General features: G+C 66.4%; 15 protein-coding genes. 4 read left to right on the forward strand and 11 right to left on the reverse strand.

Features of this window, described 5'->3' with window-relative positions:
- Positions 1 to 9: 9 nt before the first annotated feature.
- Genes ACOI2T_RS15115 through ACOI2T_RS15140 form a run of 6 tightly spaced genes read right to left on the reverse strand, consistent with a single transcriptional unit; the run spans position 10 to position 6,471 of the window.
- Positions 10 to 1,386 (reverse strand): glutamine synthetase family protein, encoded by a 1,377-nt coding sequence (locus ACOI2T_RS15115; RefSeq protein ID WP_409501809.1) that lies wholly within the window; start codon positions 1,384 to 1,386, stop codon positions 10 to 12.
- On the reverse strand, positions 1,383 to 2,651 hold the full coding sequence (locus ACOI2T_RS15120; RefSeq protein ID WP_409501810.1) for a glutamine synthetase family protein: 1,269 nt from the start codon (positions 2,649 to 2,651) through the stop codon (positions 1,383 to 1,385). Before ACOI2T_RS15120 ends, ACOI2T_RS15115 begins: the two co-directional genes overlap by 4 nt.
- Positions 2,644 to 3,711 (reverse strand): hypothetical protein, encoded by a 1,068-nt coding sequence (locus tag ACOI2T_RS15125; RefSeq protein ID WP_409501811.1) that lies wholly within the window; start codon positions 3,709 to 3,711, stop codon positions 2,644 to 2,646. Before ACOI2T_RS15125 ends, ACOI2T_RS15120 begins: the two co-directional genes overlap by 8 nt.
- A complete protein-coding gene (locus ACOI2T_RS15130; protein ID WP_409501812.1) occupies positions 3,708 to 4,478 on the reverse strand; it encodes an SDR family NAD(P)-dependent oxidoreductase in 771 nt (256 codons plus the stop codon). Before ACOI2T_RS15130 ends, ACOI2T_RS15125 begins: the two co-directional genes overlap by 4 nt.
- On the reverse strand, positions 4,475 to 5,743 hold the full coding sequence (locus ACOI2T_RS15135; RefSeq protein WP_409501813.1) for a YlbE family protein: 1,269 nt from the start codon (positions 5,741 to 5,743) through the stop codon (positions 4,475 to 4,477). The genes ACOI2T_RS15130 and ACOI2T_RS15135 overlap by 4 nt, the downstream gene beginning before the upstream one ends.
- Positions 5,740 to 6,471 (reverse strand): SDR family NAD(P)-dependent oxidoreductase, encoded by a 732-nt coding sequence (locus tag ACOI2T_RS15140; RefSeq protein WP_409501814.1) that lies wholly within the window; start codon positions 6,469 to 6,471, stop codon positions 5,740 to 5,742. Before ACOI2T_RS15140 ends, ACOI2T_RS15135 begins: the two co-directional genes overlap by 4 nt.
- 170 nt (positions 6,472 to 6,641) lie before the next feature.
- Between ACOI2T_RS15140 and ACOI2T_RS15145 the strand changes: the two genes are divergently transcribed.
- Complete coding sequence (locus tag ACOI2T_RS15145; RefSeq protein ID WP_067852768.1) at positions 6,642 to 7,376, forward strand: FadR/GntR family transcriptional regulator; 735 nt, start codon at positions 6,642 to 6,644, stop codon at positions 7,374 to 7,376.
- A gap of 79 nt (positions 7,377 to 7,455) precedes the next feature.
- Here ACOI2T_RS15145 and ACOI2T_RS15150 read toward each other — a convergent pair whose 3' ends face one another.
- Positions 7,456 to 8,991 (reverse strand): APC family permease, encoded by a 1,536-nt coding sequence (locus tag ACOI2T_RS15150; protein WP_409501815.1) that lies wholly within the window; start codon positions 8,989 to 8,991, stop codon positions 7,456 to 7,458.
- Between the two features lie 197 nt (positions 8,992 to 9,188).
- Between ACOI2T_RS15150 and glsA the strand changes: the two genes are divergently transcribed.
- Positions 9,189 to 10,127 carry a glutaminase A gene (gene glsA / locus ACOI2T_RS15155; protein ID WP_409501816.1) on the forward strand — a complete coding sequence of 313 codons (939 nt, stop codon included), beginning with the start codon at positions 9,189 to 9,191 and terminating at the stop codon, positions 10,125 to 10,127.
- On the opposite strand, the gene ACOI2T_RS15160 is transcribed toward glsA, so the two are convergent.
- Together ACOI2T_RS15160 and ACOI2T_RS15165 are read right to left on the reverse strand one after the other, a co-directional pair.
- Entirely contained in the window at positions 10,124 to 10,660 is a 537-nt protein-coding gene (locus ACOI2T_RS15160; protein ID WP_198538936.1) for a hypothetical protein, read from the reverse strand. The two genes, glsA and ACOI2T_RS15160, sit on opposite strands and share 4 nt — an antisense overlap.
- An 11-nt stretch (positions 10,661 to 10,671) precedes the next feature.
- Positions 10,672 to 11,178, reverse strand: a complete 507-nt coding sequence (locus ACOI2T_RS15165; protein WP_198538943.1) for a ribonuclease FAU-1 family protein — start codon at positions 11,176 to 11,178, stop codon at positions 10,672 to 10,674.
- Between the two features lie 67 nt (positions 11,179 to 11,245).
- On the opposite strand from ACOI2T_RS15165, the gene uvrB reads away from it, so the two are divergent.
- Positions 11,246 to 13,417, forward strand: a complete 2,172-nt coding sequence (gene uvrB / locus ACOI2T_RS15170) for an excinuclease ABC subunit UvrB (RefSeq protein ID WP_067852957.1) — start codon at positions 11,246 to 11,248, stop codon at positions 13,415 to 13,417.
- A gap of 45 nt (positions 13,418 to 13,462) precedes the next feature.
- A complete protein-coding gene (locus tag ACOI2T_RS15175) occupies positions 13,463 to 14,902 on the forward strand; it encodes an MFS transporter (RefSeq protein ID WP_409501817.1) in 1,440 nt (479 codons plus the stop codon).
- 64 nt (positions 14,903 to 14,966) lie between these two features.
- Here ACOI2T_RS15175 and ACOI2T_RS15180 read toward each other — a convergent pair whose 3' ends face one another.
- Together ACOI2T_RS15180 and ACOI2T_RS15185 are read right to left on the reverse strand one after the other, a co-directional pair.
- Complete coding sequence (locus ACOI2T_RS15180; RefSeq protein ID WP_409501818.1) at positions 14,967 to 15,272, reverse strand: DUF1905 domain-containing protein; 306 nt, start codon at positions 15,270 to 15,272, stop codon at positions 14,967 to 14,969.
- Between the two features lie 9 nt (positions 15,273 to 15,281).
- On the reverse strand, positions 15,282 to 16,013 hold the full coding sequence (locus ACOI2T_RS15185) for an MgtC/SapB family protein (protein ID WP_067852757.1): 732 nt from the start codon (positions 16,011 to 16,013) through the stop codon (positions 15,282 to 15,284).
- Positions 16,014 to 16,062 lie beyond the last annotated feature (49 nt).

The following is a 16,062-nucleotide window of genomic DNA, read 5'->3' on the forward strand; positions in this document are numbered from 1 at the left end:
GCTTCTCCTTCAGACGCGTTCGTAGTAGCGGCGGCACTCCCAGTCCGTCACGGTGTGGGAGTCGAAGGCCTCGAGTTCGCTCTGCGCGGACGCCAAAAGGTGCTCGAACACCTCGTCGCCGAACGCGGTTCGGGCCATCTTGCTTTCGGCGAACAGCTCGAGCGATCGGTGCAGTGCGATGGGCACGGTCGTGACACCGCTTCCCGCCCAGGCATTTCCGTCGAATATGTCGGGAGCGGGAAGCTCGCGTTCGATGCCGTCGAGCCCGGCCGCGATCGTCGCCGCGTAGGCGTAGTACGGGTTGACGTCGGCGCCGGGTATCCGGTTCTCCACCCGGAACGCCGGACCGGTGCCGACCAGCCGGAATGCACACGACCGGTTGTCGTTGCCGAGGGCGATCGCCGTTCCGGCGAACTGGTCGGGCTGAAAACGCTTGTAGGAGTTGATGGTCGGTGCGAACATCAGGCTGATGTCGGCGGCGTGATGGAGCTGGCCGGCGACAAAGGAGCCGAACCGCTCGGACATGCCGTGGTGCTCGGGCGACCAGCACAGCGATTCGCCGCTGTCGTCCGACCACATGCTGACGTGCAGGTGGCACGATGACCCGACCTCGTCGATCTTCGGCTTCGCCATGAACGTCACCGTCAGATCGGCGGCGTTGGCCAGCTGCTTGACGCCGTACTTGAACAGCACGTGCCGATCGGCCATTTCGAGCGTGTCGCAGTAGTCGAGGGTGACCTCTTGCTGTCCCAGGCCCCATTCGGGTTTGGACGATTCGATCGGCACCCCGAACTCGGGCATTTGATTGCGGATCCGCTCGATGAACCAGTCGTCACGCGCGGCCTGGATCATCTGGTAGTCAGATCGGTAGTCCGAGAGCATCTTCAAGTTCTGGTACCCCAACTCCCACGCTTCGCGCGGCGGTGTGGCGGCGAGGTAGAACTCCAATTCCGAGGCGAACTTGAAGGACATACCGTGCTGCGCGGCCCGTTCGAGCTGAGCCCGGAGGATCGTGCGCGGTGCCACGGCCAACGGTTGGTCGGAATCCATGTGGTAGGCGTCGCAGATGACCAGCGCGGCGGTCGGCTCCCACGGCACGCGGCGCAACGTCGACAGGTCCGGTACCAGGCGGATATCCACCCAGCCGTTGGCCGCGTTGGACACCGGCAGGTCGAGCGGGTTCATCTCAAGATCGACCGCGAAGATGAAACTACTGGCGTTGATGCCGCTGCCGTCGAGCCCCAGGCTTCGAAAGGCTGGGATGGTCAGACGCTTGCCGACCAGCCGTCCGTAGGGGTCGGGGGCGGCGCAGACCACGGTGGTGATCTCGCCGGCCGCGGCCAGCTCCTCGAATCGGTCGAGGTCCAGTGCGGGTGCGGTGCTCATTGGTGCTCCAGGTGTCGATGCAGTTCCCAGCTGGTGATGGTGCTCCGTAGCCAACGTTCATAGCGTTGCAGTTCGGCACGGCGGGTGGCGCCGAACGATGTGGTGAACGGCTTGCCGAGTAGGTCGGCCAGCCACGTCGAGCTCTCGAACTGCGTGAGCGCGCCGCCCAGGTCGCCGGGCAGCTCGGCGGGCTCGGCGGTACGGTCCGGCAGCGCCAGTTCCTCGGTCAGCCCGTGCAGACCGGCCGCCAGCAGTGCGGCCCCGACGATGTAGGGATTGGCGTCGGCACCGGGCCTGCGGTGCTCGACGCGCGCGGACTTGGGGTCGGTGACGATGACCCGCGCTGCGGTGCCACGGTCGTCGTAACCCCAACTGGCCGTCGCGGGCGTGAACATCTCCGGGTCGATGCGCTTGTAAGAGTTGACGTTTGGGTTGAGCATCAGCACCGTGTCGGCCATACCGGCCAGCAGTCCGGCGAGGTAGTGGCGGCCTTCGGTTGACAACGCACCCGATCCGTCGGAGAACACGTTGACGCCATCGCGGTTCAGACTCGAGTGCACGTGGCCGCCGGCTCCGGACTTGTCGGCGAACGGCTTTGCCATGAAGCTGGCGTGCAGTCCGTGTTCGGCGCACAGGTCGCGCAGGTACTGTCGGGCCCGTACGGCGTTGTCCGCAGCCCGCACGGCGGGTGCGGGCGCCAGGGTGAACTCGAAGAAGCCCGGGCCAAGTTCGGCGTGGAACATCTCGACCTCGATGCCCACCTGATCCATGCGGTTGACGAATTCGGTTGCCAAGCTGTTGATTTCGGCGCATCGGGTGAGGCTGTAGGCATTCTCGGTGCGGCCGTGGGGGGTGTGCGCCGGGTCGGCGGAGAAGATCCACAGCTCGTATTCGAAGCCCAGCACGGGGGCCAGATCCAGCTCGGCATACCGGTCGGTCAGGGTGCCGAGCACGGCGCGGGGCGAGAGGTCCAACGGCCGGTCGTCGGTGTCGACGAGCTCGGCGATCACGGCGTCGGTGCCGGGGCGCCACGGCAGCCGAACACGCGTGGATTCATCGGGCTTCAGCAGGGCATCGGGGTATCCGTTACCCGCGCTGCTGAACGGTGTGTCGGTCACATCGTCCGTCAGCGACAAGCCGTAGACGATCGTGCAGAAGGCCAGGTTGGTGCCGCCCCGCGTCTTGGCCGAGCGCACGAGCTTGCCCCGCAGGCCGAGGTCGTAGTCGGCCACTTCGAGCTGTGTCATCGCCACGGTGTCAGCCATGCGTATCGCTCCTCGTCGTTCGGCGCGGTCGGCGGGCCGGGTCGCGCCCGACCCGGTGGTAGATGTGGTCGGGAACGTCGGCGGGATCGTGGTACACCCACCATGTGCACGAGGTCGTCGGGTCGGTCGGTGTCCACGTCGGTGGGTCGATCACGCGGGTCGGGTAGCCCAGCCGATCGATCGGCATGACCTCGTTGAGTTGGCAGCAGTGCACACAGTATGAGCAGATGCCGACGGTGTTCCACGCCCAGTCGTGTGGCTCGGTGGTGACGGCGAATCCGTACGGTGCACCGGACCGGGGGGTTCCTTCGGTGATCCGGCCGTCGAGTGAGCGGCCGCCGGATCCGCATGGCGCGAACCGGAATCCGGTGCGGCCCGGTTCTGAGATCAGCTCGATGTCACCTTGGCGTGCGGTGCCGGTGAGGTGCGCGTGGAAGCCGTCGACGATCGCGATCATCAACTGATGTGCCGATTCGGTCCAGGGCTGGTTGTCCAATGAGTAACGGCGCGCATGGATTTCGTACCAGTCGCTCATCAGGAAGTCCCACAGCGCACCGAGGGACTGTTCACCGACGAGTTTGACCGCGATGTCGATCATCCCGGCCACCCGGTCGACGGCGTGGTCGTGAATGTGTTGCCACACCAGCCGTGCCGCTTCGATCAGCGCGGCCGCCTCCGGATCTTGATCGCGGCATGCGCGGGCGGCGTCCGTGACGGCGCCGAGATAGGTGGGCCATCGGGGGCCGATACCGGCCACGGCTTGCGATCCGAGGAGTCCGGCGAGCCGCGCCACCGCGCTTTCGAGGTCGGCCGCGCCGGCGCCGTGCGCGCGGATCCAGTGCAGTGTTGCCTCGGGCCAGCGGTCGTAGATGTCGCGCAGTTCATCGGCTTCGAGCACTGACACCTCGACCAGTTGCGCGGCGGCTTCCCAGTCGTGACGCTCCGCGCATTCGATCGCGCTGCGGAACGTGCCGCGGGCGAGTTCGGCCCAGTCGCCGACACGAGCATTGCGGCCCAGCGAGGGTTCGTATGCCACCACGGGCATGTGGGTGCGCGTCATGTCAGCCCGAACCCGCCGTCGATGCGTAGCTCGGACCCGGTGACATAGGCGGCCTGGTCGCTGAGCAGATAGGCGACGGCCGAGGCGATTTCGTCCGGATCGGCGAACCTTCCGGCCGGCACCCGTGGCACCAGGGACGGTGGCAGGCGTCCGGTGTCGCCGTGCGCGGCAGCCATCGGGGTGGCGACGAAACCAGGGGAGATGCTGTTGACCCGTATGCCATCGGATGCGAGGGCGCGAGCGCTGGTCTGCGTGAGCATGTGCAGTCCGGCCTTCGACGCCGCGTATTGCGGAGTGGGGTCGGGATCGGAGAGCGCGATGACACGCGACGCCTCGATCGAGGTGATGTTGACGATCGCGGCCGGTGCGTTGCGGCGCAACGCCGGTGTGAGAGCGTCGACGACGTTATAGGCGCCGACCAGGTTGATCTCCAGGCAGCGCAACCACTGTTCGCGCGCGACGCCGCTGAATCCGGTGTTGTCGAGGACGCCCGCGCAGTTGACCACGTAGCTGACCGCATCGGTGGACACGTTCTGATCTCGCAGCACCGACAACAGGTCGGCGTCGCGCACGTCGGCTGCACAGCACACCTGAAGGTCGGCTCCGTAGCGGGAATCCGGTTGGGGGATACGGACATCGAGCCGGATCGTCCGGATGCCTGCCGACATCAGCTTCTGCGCTGTGGCCGCCCCGATGCCGGATGCTGCGCCGGTGACCACGGCGTCACCGCCGCTGAACGTCAAGGCGAGCGATTTCGGCGCCGTCATCGCGGACCGAACCTGCGCGCATGCTCGGCCATGGCGTCGACGAAGCATTCTCGTGGTGCGCGAATCACGCCCGCACCGATCTGGCCGCCGTCGCGGCCGGCCAGCCCGACATCCATGACCGGCAGCACCCCGGTTTCAAGCACCTTTCGGGCGTCGATACCGGTCGGCGTGCCGCGGAAGCCGAACAGCGGGATGCGGTAGAAGCTGTTCTCGCCGTGGGTGATGGCATACATCTCCCGGTTGCGTTCGATCATGATCTCGGGTGAGCCGCCCTGGTACTCCTGCAGGGACAGCGCGCATGCCTGCGCGAAGCCGCCGAGACCGACCGTTTCGGTGATCGGGGATTCGCCGCCCATCCAGGTGATCTCGTCCTCGGTGTGGCCGGTGAAGAGCTTGCCCTGGTGGATCGGTGGCGGGCCTTCGAACCAGGTGTCGCCGAGCCCGGCCAGTTTGATCGCAAAACCGCGACAGGAGAATGCCATCGCCGACACCAGGGTCGAGCCCGGTACCGACATCGCATCGGCCGAGGCCTTGGCGGCTGCCATCGAAAGCCGCAGGAAGAAGTAGTCGTTCTCGGCAAGGTGCAGCAGGGTTTCGCGCACACCGGAAACCTTGGCGTCGACCATGTCGAGGATCGCCGGCAGGATCTCGCGGTTGAACAGGATCGAGGCGGCGGCGTTTCGGCTGTGTACCTCGTCGCCCATTCGCAGTGCGCGGGCGATCAAGGGTTTGAGCGCGATGCCACCCTGACGGCGGATCGCCTCCCCGACCACGGGTGCCAGCACGTCGTTGACGTGGCGCAGCCGGTCGCGCACGCCGTCGTCGTAACAGCCGTAGTTGAGCCGCCTGGGTTCCTTACCCTCGTAGAAATTGCAGAACCCCAGGTTGCCTCGTGCGCGATTCACCACGACGAACACCGGCATTGACGCGGTGTAGATCCCGGCAAGCGAGCCGACCGCGGAGAAATCGTGGCATGCGCCCACCTCGATGCGGCCGTCCGCGAAACCGGCGATCGCCTCCTCGCGGGTGGCGGCGAGACCTTCGAACAGGGCGCCACCGATGAGAGCTTCGCGCTGCCCACCCGTGTAGGCCGACCACGGCATGGGCGCACCTGAGGTGAGGACCAGGTTGTCGCGAAAACCCGGCAGGACCTCGCGGGCCGGCGCCACGTCGATGACCCATGGATCGGCTTCGTCGAGGTTCGCGAAGGCCGCGGCGTTGGCGGCCTCGACGTCGAGGGCGGTGGTGTCGAGTTGGGTGCTCACCAGGCCACCACTCCGCCGTCGACGAGCAGGGTCTGCGCGGTGATGAACGACGCACGTGGTGACAGCATGAACTCGACCGCCTCGGCGACCTCCTCCGGCTCACCGATGCGCCCCAGCATCGCGTAACCGGCGCTCACCTCCTCGCCACCCGACACCCTGGCCATCGACGGGCTCATCGGCGCACGGATGACCCCGGGAGCGATGTTGTTGACCCGGATGCCCCGGGGAGCCAACTCCTCGGCGAGATAACGGGTGTACGCGGCGATCCCGGCCTTCGTGGCGCCGTACACCGACGCGCCGCGGAACCGACCGAAATGCCCGGTCAACGAGCCGATGTTGACGATCGCGCTGCCCTGGGTCAGTAGGGGTGCCACCACGTCGGTCACCCGGGCCATCCCGGCGATGTTCACCTGGAACATCAACTCGAGCTTGGCTTCGTCGAGTTCGCCGAGAAACGAATCTCGCAGGATGCCAGCGCAATTGACCAGGCCGCTGATGGTCTCGCCGTCGTCGACCACCGATGTCACCGCGCTCTCGATGCTCTCGCGGTCGGCGACGTCCATCGCCACCGGCACCGTGCCCTGCAGGCCGGACTGCTCGAGGTCGAGTGCGTCGACGGCTGGTTTGAGGTCGGCAGCCACGGGGACGTAGTCACTCTGCAACAGCCGGCGGCAGATCGCCTGGCCGATCACGCCGGCTCCGCCCGTCACGATCACTTTGTTACTCAATCGATGATCCTCATCTGTGCTCAGCTGCCCTGTACTCCACCGAGTTTCGCCGTTAAAGGGCTATAGGTCAAGTTTTTAGGACTTTAAATTTTCGTTTGGTCTATTGGGTAAGGCAAACGCTGTTATCAGCGGGTATGCGGTAACCTGTGGGCATCCGAAGGGGGGCTGGCATGTCAGCAGCGAAACCAGCGTTGGTTCCGGTCCGGCAGATCCCGGCCCATGAACTGGTCGTCGACCAGATGCGGCGGGCTCTGGAACTCGGGCAGTTCCGCCCGGGTGACCGGCTGCCCACCGAGCGCGAGCTGTCGGACATGCTCGACGTGTCGAGGACGACGGTCCGCACGGCAGTCGCCGTGTTGGAGCGCGAGGGCCTGATCGCGGTGCGTCGCGGGCGTGGTGGTGGGTTCACCGTGCAGGCGCCCGAGTACGACCCGGTCGAGATGCGGCGCGAGATGCGCCGCAACAAGCGGGCCATCCGCGATGCGTTCGACTACCGCATCATCGTCGAAACCGGCGCCACCCGGCTTGCCGCGGACCGGCGCCGAGCGGTCGACCTCACCGAGCTGCACAAGCTGCTGACCGGGATGGATTCGGCGCTCCAGACGGCGCTCGAAGACCAATCGGCCCAGCACACCACCGATTTTCAGACCCTGGACTCGGCGTTTCACCTGGGCATCGCCCAGGCCGCGCAGAACGACCGCCTGCTCGATGCGGTCGCCGACGCTCGCCGGCGGATGTGGCTTCCGGTCGGTGCGATCTTCGGTCGCTTGGAGCCCAACGCGAACGACTACCACGAGTCGATCCTCGAGGCGATCGAGAACCGGGAGCCCGAGTTGGCCGCCGCCCGAATGGAGGCCCACATCAACGACACCCGGCACACGATCGAGTCCTGGCTCAAGCGTTGACCTTTCCTCGATTTGGAAGCGCCCGGTGCGACCCTTCGGGGGTAATGGTGATCGCACCGGGCGCGCGTCCGCGTCGCACTCAGACGGCGGGCTCGCGGACGGGATCGTGATCGTCGAAGATCGTGCTGCCGATGCGCGCGTACCGGTCCGGCCTGGCCTTGCGCCAGTACAGCGCGAGCGCGATCGATCCGAGCGTGAGCAGCACGACAAGGTACGGAATGGCCTTGAAGAACAAGGTGTCTGATGCTGCTCCGGCGGCCGCCTGCATGTTCGACGCCATCAGGTAGATGACGTAGAGCATTCCCGCGCCGCCGACTATCGGTGCCAGCAGGGTGCGCCACCACGACGCCGTCTCCGGATGCTGCTTCTTGATGTGGAAGTACACGACCGTGGAAATCGAGCACATCGTCTGCACGATCAGCAGCAGCAGCGTCGCGAGGATCGCGACCAGGACGAAGAGGTCTGCGTAGGGATCCGAGCCCGTCACCGAGCAGACCGTCACCAGGACTGCGGCGAACACACTCTGTGCCAGCGATGCCACCCAAGGAGAGGCGTGCTTCGGATGTGCCTCACCCAGGCGCCGCCACAGCAGGCCGTCGCGACCGAATGCGAACAGGTAGCGGGCCGCCGAATTGTGGATCGCCAATGCGCAGGCGAACGAGCCACCGACCACGAGCCATTCGAAAACCGTTACGCCCCATTGACCGACGTACTGTGCGGTGGGTGCGTACAGCAGGTCGAAGGGCGTCGGCCCGGACGCCAGCTCCACGGCCCTGGCCGGGCCATTGCCGACGACGACGCCCCAGGAGATGAACGTGTAGAACACACCGATGCCGATCACGGCGATCATGGTGGCCAACGGGACGATCCGCTTGGGGTTCTTGGACTCTTCGCCGTATATCGCGGTCGACTCGAATCCGACCCATGACCAGAAGGCCATCAACAGTCCAAGTCCGACGACACCACCGGCGACGCCGTTGGTGCTCAACGCGGTGAGCGGGCTCAGGGACGCGAAGCTCATGCCGTCGGGATGGTGGATCAGCCCGGCGATCGCGGTGATCGACAGCATGGCGATCTCGGACACCAGCACGACGCCGAGAACTTTGGCGGCCACCGAGATGTCGAAGTGCGACAACGCGGCGATGGCGACGAGACCGAACACCGCATAGACCTCCCACGGCAGGTCCATGCCGAACTGCGCGGTGAACGCCTGATCGGCGAAGGCGGCGAAGATACCGATGAGGCCGGCTTCCATCGTCATGTAGGTGAAGGCGGGCAGCACGCCCGCAGCGAGCCCCGGAACCCGTGACCAGGCCCGCGACACGAACGTGTAGAAGGCGCCTGCCGCGGTGATATGGCGGGCCAGGGCGACGAATCCGATGCTGAAGATCGTCAGCACGATGGTCGCGATCACGAATCCGCCTGGCGCCCCCAGCCCGTTGCCGAACCCCACCGCGACCGGGAGGTTGCCGGTCATCGCGGTGATCGGAGCCGAGAAGGCGACCACCATGAACACCACACCGGCCAGCCCGATCGCGCCACGCTTCAAGGTGGCCGGGCCGCCCTTGGGTGCGGATCGCGCCGCCCCCGTTCCCTGGTCGAAGTCGACTGCCATCGCCACCTGCCTTTCAATCGGTTGCCGCGAGCCTAGGATTGAAAAGGTCTAAAGACAAGGCCCATAGACCTAATAAGGTCGCGCGTGACATAACGTTTACACGAACAGTTTTGAGCGTGGACTGTTTTGGTCTAAAGACTGGTGATTTTGGCCAATTGGCTTCTGATTGGCCGGACGAGCCTCATGGGAGGGTGACGATGCCCGGCACGTGGTTGTCTGGTGACTCGATGGCGGGTGCGCGGCTGCGCGACTACCTGCTGGCAGCGCAGGAAAGAGGACGCGAAGCCGCCCGAACCGGTCACGTGTCCCGTCAGGTGCCCGCACTTGCCGACGTCGCGGCAACGAGGTTCGCGATGGCGGTCGCGACCGTCGACGGTGCCCACGCCCATATCGGTGACTCCGACACGGGGTTTTCCATCCAGAGCGTGTCCAAGCTCTTCGCGTTGTGCGCGTTGCTGCGGCACGATCCCGACGCCTGGACCGATGTGGGGTGGGGCCCGACCGACGCCGGCTACGGCTCGGTCGCCGATCTGGAGCGCAACCACTGGCGCCCGCGCAACCCGTTCGTCAACCCCGGGGCGCTCGTGGTGACCGACCGGCTCCTGACGCATACCGGCGATGCCGTCAATGCCACGATCGAGCTGATCCGCTGCGGCCATCCCGGGGCACCGGTGTACTCGGACCCACTAGTGGCGCAGTCGGAAATGGTTGCGGATCACCGCAATTCGGCCATCGCCCACGTGCTGGCCGAGCATGGGCGGCTGATCAACGACATCGATCGGATCCTGCCGCAATACTTCGCGCAATGCGCGATCACCGCGTCGGTGCAGACCATCGCGCGGGCCGGCTTGTTCCTGGCCGATCGCGCCGGTGGGCATGTTGTGCTCGACGCGGCGACGGTGCGCCGGGTCAACGCGGTGCTGCTGACCTCGGGTATGTACGGCGCGGCAGGCGACATCGCATATCGCATCGGTTTGCCGGCCAAGAGCGGTATCGGCGGTGGCGTGCTCGCGGTGATGCCCGGGCGCGGCACAGTGTGCGTGTGGAGCCCACCGCTCGACGGGGACGGCAACTCCGCAGGGGGAGTCACCGCGATCGAGGAGTTCGCGCGGTTGGCCGGCTGGTCGGTGTTCTAAGCGGCAGGCGGTGCCGGCACGGCGGGATCGACGGGCGCCGCCGGGACGACCGGCGCGGTGCCGAGGACGTCCACGCTGGCGCCGCAGGGCAGGCTCCCGTAGCCGGGGTCGTTGTTCGGCCGCGTCAGCCGTGGCGCGACCCAGGTGTCGGCCTGGGCGACGATCTGGTCGTCCACGAGGATCTCGCAGTGCAGATTGGCCGAGTACGGCCAGTCGATGCGCACGGTCATGCCCGCCAACTGCGGGTCCGACACGACGCCGGTGGCCTCGAACGTCCGGCCCGGCAGCATCGTCGGATCGGCGGTGTTGACCTGGCTGTCGTCGATCTTGTAGGTGATCTGCGCGTTGCGGGAAACGCCGTCGATTCTCGCCTTGTACGTGACGTTGTGCAGTTGCTGATCCGGTTGGGGCTCGACCTCGGGCTGAGGTGGCATCTCGGGCTCGGCCAGCGCTGTGGCGGGCACCAACTGCGCGCCGGACAGCAGGCCTGCCAGCACAGCAGCCACCGCCCATGCGTACTTAGTTGACCTCATGAATCTTGACCTTACAACCCTTGCCACGTGAGGGCCATGCCGTTGCCAGCAAGCCACCGGTCGAGGTCGTAGCCGTGCCGCGCGAGGCCGTCGATCGTCGCTGCGGCGGTCTGCACGGCGTCTTCGGCGAGTTCGGGCGTCAACAAGCCGTGCCGGACCGCCGTGAGCAACTCGTCGACGTCGCAGAGCTCCACGCCGATTCCGGTGCGAAGGACCAGGTCAAGGTAGTGATCCTCGGAGTGCCAGGACCGGGGCCCCGCGGTGAACCGGCCGACGTCGAGGTAATAGTCCTGGTCGCGCTCGTGGCCAGGGTTGAAATGGAAGATGCTGGCCCGCAGCCCGAGCGACGGGAGCAACCAGGATTCCAGGTAGTGGAACTGAGCCCGCCCCGGTGTCGGCCGCGCCATGTACAGACCCCATGGTTCGACCGTGTAGACGTCAACGGCCCGCACGATCCCCTTCGGATCCGTATTCGTGCGGTCGACCAGGTCAAATGTCTCGTGCTTGGGTGCGTGGATGGCGTCAGCCTACGCGGTCGGCGAACACACCCGGAACTTGTCGGTGTGCAGTTCTACCCTGGTGAACATGGCTTTCGCTACCGAACATCCCGTGCTCGCGCATTCGGAGTACCGGCCGGCTGTCGATGCCGTGGACGGCCTGGTCCGAGCCGGCGGCCGGTTCGAGGTGGTCAGCCAGTACCAGCCGGCCGGCGATCAGCCCGCGGCCATCGACGAGCTCGAACGCCGGATCAAGGCGGGGGAGCGCGATGTGGTGCTGCTGGGTGCTACCGGCACCGGCAAGTCGGCCACCACGGCCTGGCTCATCGAGCGGCTGCAGCGGCCCACGCTGTTGATGGCGCCCAACAAGACGCTCGCCGCGCAGCTGGCCAACGAGTTGCGGGAGATGTTGCCGAACAACGCCGTCGAGTACTTCGTGTCGTACTACGACTACTACCAGCCCGAGGCGTACATCGCGCAGACCGACACCTACATCGAGAAGGACAGCTCGATCAACGACGACGTCGAGCGGCTGCGTCACTCGGCCACGTCGAGCCTGCTGTCGCGGCGCGATGTCGTCGTGGTCGCATCGGTGTCGTGCATCTACGGCCTCGGCACCCCGCAGTCCTACCTGGACCGCTCGGTCGAGCTCAACGTCGGTGACGAGGTGCCGCGCGACGGTCTGCTCCGGCTGCTGGTGGACGTCCAGTACAACCGCAACGACACCGCGTTCACGCGCGGCACGTTCCGGGTCAGGGGCGACACCGTCGAGATCATCCCGTCCTACGAGGAGCTCGCGGTACGGATCGAGTTCTTCGGCGACGAGATCGAGGCGCTCTACTACCTGCACCCGCTGACCGGTGACGTGGTCCGCCAGGTCGATTCGCTGCGGATCTTCCCGGCGACCCACTATGTGGCCGGCCCGGAGCGCATGGCCCACGCGATCTCGACCATCGAGCAGGAACTGGAGGAGCGGCTGGCCGAACTCGAGGGGCAGGGCAAGCTCCTGGAGGCACAGCGGTTGCGCATGCGCACCAACTACGACGTCGAGATGATGCGCCAGGTCGGCTTCTGCTCGGGCATCGAGAACTACTCGCGACACATCGACGGCCGTCCCGCGGGTTCGGCGCCGGCGACGCTGCTGGACTACTTCCCCGAGGACTTCCTGCTCGTCATCGACGAGTCGCACGTCACCGTCCCGCAGATCGGTGGCATGTACGAGGGCGACATGTCCCGCAAGCGCAACCTGGTCGACTTCGGTTTCCGGCTGCCGTCCGCGGTCGACAACCGGCCGCTGACCTGGGAGGAGTTCGCGGACCGGATCGGCCAGACGGTGTATCTGTCGGCGACTCCTGGTCGCTACGAGCTCGCGCAGACCGGCGGTGAGTTCGTCGAACAGGTCATCCGCCCCACCGGCCTGGTCGACCCGAAGATTGTCGTCAAGCCGACCAAGGGCCAGATCGACGACCTGATCGGGGAGATCCGCAAGCGGGCCGAAGCCGACGAGCGCGTCCTGGTCACGACGTTGACCAAGAAGATGGCCGAGGACCTCACCGATTACCTGCTGGAGCTCGGTATCAAGGTGCGGTACCTGCATTCGGAGGTCGACACCCTGCGCCGGGTCGAGTTGCTGCGCCAACTGCGCCTCGGTGAGTACGACGTGCTGGTCGGCATCAACCTGCTGCGTGAGGGTCTCGACCTGCCCGAGGTGTCGCTGGTGTCGATCCTCGACGCCGACAAGGAGGGCTTTTTGCGCGATGCCCGCAGCTTGATCCAGACCACGGGCCGAGCCGCACGCAACGTGTCGGGTGAGGTCCACATGTACGCCGACAAGATCACCGATTCGATGCGTGAGGCCATCGACGAGACCGAACGGCGCCGGGCCAAGCAGATCGCATACAACAAAGCCAACGGCATCGACCCGAAACCGTTGCGCAAGAAGATCGCCGACATCCTCGACCAGGTTTACCGGGAGGCCGACGACAGCGAGACCGTCGAGATCGGCGGTTCCGGGCGGAACGCCTCGCGCGGGCGTCGTGCCCAGGGCGCACCGGGACGAGCGGTCAGTGGCGGGATCGTCGAGGGCCGCGACACCACCAACATGCCTCGGGCCGAATTGGCCGACCTCATCAAGGATCTGACCGAACAGATGATGACGGCGGCGCGGGATCTCCAGTTCGAGTTGGCCGCCCGGATCCGTGACGAGATCGCCGATCTCAAGAAGGAACTGCGCGGCATGGACGCGGCGGGGCTCAAATAAGCCGGCCTTGACCTCAACGGCGGTTGAGGATCTAACGTCAGCGGCGTGACCGACACCGCGACGACCGCGACAAACGGAGCGACCGGAACCTGGCGCCAGCTGCTGGGTCCCCGGAATCTCGGTGCGTCGACCGTGCTCGCCGGCGGCGTGTTGTTGTACGCCACCAACGAGTTTCTGACCATCAGTCTGCTGCCGAGCGCGGTCGCCGATATTGGGGGCCAACGGTTCTACGCGTGGGTGACGGCCGTCTATCTGGTCGCCTCGGTCATGGCCGCGACGACCGTGCATTCGGTGTTGATACGGATGGGTCCGCGGCTTGCGTACCTGTCGGCACTCACGGTGTTCGGCGCGGGCAGCCTGGGTTGTGCGCTCGCGCCGAGCATGCAGATCCTGCTCACCGGTCGCACCGTCCAGGGGTTCGCGGGTGGACTGTTGGCCGGGCTCGGCTATGCCGTCATCAACACCGCGCTGCCGAATACGTTGTGGACCAAGGCTTCTGCCCTCGTATCAGCAATGTGGGGAGTCGGCACCCTCGTCGGCCCGGCCGCCGGGGGACTGTTCGCCCAATACGGGCATTGGCGGTGGGCGTTCGGTGTGCTGGTGATCCTCACGGTCGCAATGGCCGTGCTGGTGCCCATCGCGCTGCCGGGACGCGGTGACGAAACGGCCGCAGCACCCGGCATACCGGTGGCCTCCCTTGCACTGCTGGGTTCGGCGGCGATGGCCGTCAGTGTGGCCGGCATACCGCACGACGCGCGAGCCACCGCCGCGCTGCTGACGCTGGGCATCGCGCTTGTGGTCGCCTTCGTGATCGTCGACCGGCGCGCGAAGGCATCCGTCTTGCCGCCCAGCACATTCGGTGCCGGCCCACTCAAGTGGATCTACCTCACGCTGGGTGTGCTGATGGCCGCCACCATGGTCGACATGTACGTGCCGTTGTTCGGGCAACGGCTTGCGCATCTGACGCCCGTGGTGGCCGGGTTCTTCGGCGCGGTGCTGTCGGTCGGCTGGACCGTGGGCGAGATCGCCAGCGCATCGGTGCAGAACCGCCGGGTGATCGTGCGCACTGTGGCGATCGCACCGCTCGTGATGGCGGTCGGCCTGACGGCCGGCGCCATCCTTATTCGCAACGGCATGCCCGCCTGGCTCGTCGTGCTGTGGGCGCTGGGCCTGCTCGTGACGGGCGCGGGCATCGGTATCGCGTGGCCGCATCTGTCCGCGTGGGCGATGAGCAGTGTCGACGATCCCGCGGAAGGACCCGCCGCGGCAGCGGCAATCAACACCGTCCAGCTCATCTGCGGGGCCTTCGGGGCCGGATTGGCCGGCGTCGTCGTCAACCTCACCGACACCGGCGACGCATCGGCGGCCCGCTGGCTGTTCGGCGCATTCGCCGTGCTCGCCACTGTCGGCGCGATCGCGTCATTCCGCTCTGGACGTCCTCGCAAGCACCGCGAGCGCCCGTGTTTGTACGGCGACACGCCGTGAATTGACGGCATTTTGCGGACGCTCGTCAACGTACAGCCTGAAACAGACTGTCGGCCAGCCCGAGTCAGTCCTCGGCGACCTCGGCACGGTCGGTGTCGAGCGACAATTCGACGTGCACGGTGTCGCCGTGAGACTTCCTGAGCGTGTCTTGGATCTCCTTGCGCACGCCGAGGATGTGCCTGCCGCCGTAGGGGGCCAGCGATCCGGTGTAGTCGACCGTGTCGTCGAAACGCACGTGAACCGGCACCCGTGCGCGAACACCGAACAGCTCAACTGAACTGAACGGAAACTCGACGTAAGCGCCTGGGCGGTCGGGCTTTTCGATCACCGCGTCGAATGAGATCGGACCGGGGTTGCGATACGTGACCATGGGCCTCTCTCAGTCGGGGTCTTCGTCGAGTTGGTGGATCGCGGTGACGCCATCGATCGCGGCGAGGACCGTCGGTGCGTTGAGGATGCCGCTGCCCGACAACGTCAGCACCACACCGGAGCGGCCGTCGGCGCCGAGCGGCTCGCCGGGCGCATCGGTGGCCAGGTCGGTCAGCTGCCATTGCCTGCGGTCGCACGCCTGAAGGAGTTCGCGCATCACGCCGCGTCCTTCCTCGTAGGTGACGTGCATGCGGACCGACCCGCTGAGGCGCGCCGCCAGCCGCCGGGCCAGTGGCATGAACCCGAGGACGATCACAAAATGCATCACGGTCACGGTGCACGCCAGCAACAGCAGCCCGGCACCGGCGGCCATGCCGATCGCCGCCGATTCCCATACCGCGGCCGCGGTCGTCAGCCCGTGCACCGAGCCGCGGCGGAAGATGATGATGCCCGCCCCGAGAAAACCTATGCCGGAGACGATCTGGGCGGCGACGCGAGACGGGTCGACCACCACGGTGCCTTCGGCCAGCACGTCGCTGAACCCGTACTTGCTCACGAGCAGGATCAGCGCGGCTGCCGTACCGACGATCGTCTGGGTGCGCAGGCCCGCGCTCTTGCCCTGGACCTCTCGTTCCAGGCCGATCAACGCGGTCAGCCCGAACGCGACGAACAACTCGATCAACTGTCGGGTGCCCTGTCCCGGTCCGCCGAAGAACGGCGGGTCGGCCAGCCAGAGATCCATGCCGAACAAATTAGCGCGGATGCGATGACTTTCGGGTGCTGAGCGAGTC

This window comes from Mycolicibacterium wolinskyi str. Jessa 2025 (genome assembly GCF_049241375.1).
GTDB classification, from domain to species: Bacteria; Actinomycetota; Actinomycetes; order Mycobacteriales; family Mycobacteriaceae; genus Mycobacterium; species Mycobacterium wolinskyi.